This is a genomic window from Thermogemmatispora sp. (genome assembly GCF_019683755.1).
Classification (GTDB): Bacteria; Chloroflexota; Ktedonobacteria; order Ktedonobacterales; family Ktedonobacteraceae; genus Thermogemmatispora.
On the sequence record NZ_JADGHT010000468.1, the window covers coordinates 1 to 2,922 of the forward strand.

The window sequence follows — 2,922 nt, forward strand, 5'->3', positions numbered from 1 at the left end:
GTATATGAATCAATCAAAAGGAGAGACAGAAAGAAAAAGCAATCACGGCTCAACAAGCATTTGGCCAAGAGTACCATCATCGCGAAGAAAGAAGACTTCAAGCTTGTCAAGGCCGAGAATCCGCACAGCACTCCTCAGCCCACCATTCAGGCCACAGGACTTACAAGGTTCACGATCGACCCACAGTTCAGCAATTCCCCCAGTCAGCCCGTTGGCTTTTCTGTAGCGCAGAAGATCGTTCAGCGCGTCTAACTCTGCATGGCTAGGACTAATGGCATTTATCCTTGCCCCTTGCTTTGGGTCCAACTCAGGTTCACGTGCATTTTCCCCGTTTATACCCCAAAAGTCCTCACCGTGAGCGAAGACGACGGCGAGGGTCTGGCCATCATCTGGGTTGCGGCTCCAGGGACCTAATCCCAGCTCTTGCCTCATCTGGTTGAACGTTTGCTTAAGACGAGCGAGTAGCGTCTGATTTGATCCCTGGGCCGCGCCAGAGGCAGATTGATTGGAGCCAGGCTGGGAAGGCTGGTCTGAGCCTGGCAGTAGGGAGACGCCAGACTCATCGGATGCCTGGCCCTCAGAACCAGGCTGTCCATCCTCAGCGGGTGGCTGTCCCTGGCCCGCCCCCTCTCCGCCATCAGCAGACGTGAGCGCCCTTATTCCGTCATTCATTCTATCATGCTCGTCCTCCTCCTCGCCAGTGCTGCAGAAGCCGAGATCTTTCATGGCTTCCTCCAGCTGTTCGCTCTGGCTGGAGAAGAGAGCGGCCAGCAGCGCCTCGGCATTTGAGGCCTCCTCCATTGCCCCCTCTAAGCCTTGCTGAATCGGGTCAGCGCTTGCGGAGGAGGACGAGGAGAAAGACGACGAGGGCTCGATGAGCGGAGAGCGCAAAGCTTGCTGCTGAGCCATCTCCTGCTCGAGCTGCTGCAGTAGCTCGTAGCGTCGGATAGCGGGCACGGCCTGATCGATATGATCAGCAACGGTCTGGCAGGAGTTGATGAGCACCTGCAGACCGTTGGAGACGTGGCGATGATCGCCTCGCGCCTGAGCCCAGGCCTGTCGAAATGCCTGAGCTGCCTGGCCTGCCCAGCGCTGCTGGCCCGATTGTAATCCGTCAACTACCCCCTGCAACCCCTGCATATATTGATCAATGATCTGCTTGGTAGTGCTGCATTGGCCGGCCAGCTTACGCAAGGAATCTGCAAATTGTTCAAGATCATCAGCTTTGCCCATGTGCCTTCCCTCATGAGCATGCGCTAGCAACACGCACCGTGTGTCTGTCTACCAAGGCTGAGGCTGCAGGGAGTCGGAAAGCCGCTCAGCTCCAGCGACGATTGCAATGCGGGAAAAGCTTGCCGAGTCGCATAGGACGGTCAGGGGCGGTCAGGAAACTGCCAGTGCCAGGTAGCGATTCTTACTCCTGACCGCCGGCTAGCAACTATCTATCAAGGTTCCTCCTCAGAAGAAGGGAGCTGAAAGCTGATGCCCGGTCCGATTTGCCATCCCGATCCTTCGGGCTCTGGCTGGGGCTGAGGCCGCGACTGCCGGCTACGCTGAGGTATGCCTCCAGAGTTGGGAGCAAACGAGGATGGCGATAGAGAACCAGTCTGCAAGCCAGGATTCTGCTGCTTCAGTTGAAATGAAGGACTGTTCTGCTCGGTGTGGGCAATATTTTCCTGAGCAATGGCCGTGAAAATCGACTCTGGCGCCAAGGTTGGATTTGGCTCAAAACTAGCGGTAGTGGGTGTCTGGAGGAGATTGGTCGTCACTGTTTGCGGGGAGATAGATCCGGTTGACCATCTCTCCTGATCGGTGGTCAGACCAGGATGCTCCTGCCCCAGCATCAGACCTCTTATCTGCGGCCTGAAAACAGCGCCGTTCGGCTCGAAATCTGGCTCAAAACCAGGGAAAGTCACCTCTGCAAACCGCTGCTGGAGCTGCAGATCCAGCCCCTCAAAGATCAAGCCTGTCAGGCCCAGGTTGAAGCCTATGCGCTGAAGAGCCTGAATCTGACATTCCATAGAGATCTGTAGGGCCAGCCCAAACTGCTGCATATCAAGAGCATAGCGGAGGAGCTCGGCAGCGAGCATTGAGTCATTAACCATCCATTGTAGCGTTGTTTGCAGTGTCTGACTTAAATCTGAGATCTGCTTAGCTGTCATATGAAAAGGATGAGAGGCGCTCTGTAGGCTCGATGGTGGCACCTGCACAAGCCCCTCATCTTCTGGACCAGAAGAGCTAGCTGCCATAATAGCTTTCTCCTCTTATCAAGAGATCTACAAATCTGCTTAGTAATATAACTTCTAATATTTACAGTTGTCAATATATATAACATGATCATCGTGGACTGAATGGTGGTAGCAAAGACAGCAATAGTAGCTCGCAACTTCATCGCCAAGATTCTTTCACCGCTCTTCCACAGAAGACAGCAAGTACGCGAAAGTGCCCGCCCGGCATAGTGTGGCAAAGCACAGTACGTTCGGCTCCTCCTTCACTGCCGGTATGGCGTGGCGGCGAGATAGACTGAGGGCCTATGATAGAGCGATGTGTCACAGATGAAAGACAAATGTCCTCCAAACCCTTGACAAGAGGTCACATCTCATCTATCCTCTCGTTCAATTACAAGAAACACGCCCTGGCTCGTGGGGAGGCAGTCATGGATTTGCACACACTTGTCCGAAGCGTTGAAGACTATGTTCGCCAGCGACTGGCGCGCTATATTGATGAGCTGAGCACCCTCTGCGCTTTCGAAACCTTCACCTTTCACAAAGCCGGCATCGATCAAGCAACGAACTGGCTTGCTGCCCGCCTGCAAACCCTGGGCATGGAAGTCACCATTATCGAACGCCAGGAATGGGGCAATGACCTGCTGGGCACCCTGCATGGCCAGGGTGACCGCGACGACATCGTGGTTCTCCTGGC

2 protein-coding genes and 1 pseudogene are annotated in these 2,922 nt (G+C 54.8%); 1 reads left to right on the top strand and 2 read right to left on the bottom strand.

All coding sequences use genetic code 11. The annotated features are described in order from the left end of the window. Positions 1-42 precede the first annotated feature (42 nt). Positions 43-1,233: a WXG100 family type VII secretion target gene (locus IRZ24_RS18855; RefSeq protein WP_297167829.1), complete on the bottom strand. Its 1,191-nt coding sequence runs from the start codon at positions 1,231-1,233 to the stop codon at positions 43-45. A gap of 212 nt (positions 1,234-1,445) precedes the next feature. Further along, entirely contained in the window at positions 1,446-2,249 is an 804-nt protein-coding gene (locus IRZ24_RS18860) for a hypothetical protein (protein WP_297167832.1), read from the bottom strand. Between the two features lie 407 nt (positions 2,250-2,656). Between IRZ24_RS18860 and IRZ24_RS18865 the strand changes: the two are divergent. Next, positions 2,657-2,922 (top strand): annotated as a pseudogene (locus tag IRZ24_RS18865) (hypothetical protein); the annotation flags it as partial.

Coding starts and splice junctions, on each gene's coding strand:
- IRZ24_RS18855 (WP_297167829.1), bottom strand. CDS start 1,233: ATGGGCAAAGCTGATGATCTTGAACAATTTGCAGATTCCTTGCGTAAG.
- IRZ24_RS18860 (WP_297167832.1), bottom strand. CDS start 2,249: ATGGCAGCTAGCTCTTCTGGTCCAGAAGATGAGGGGCTTGTGCAGGTG.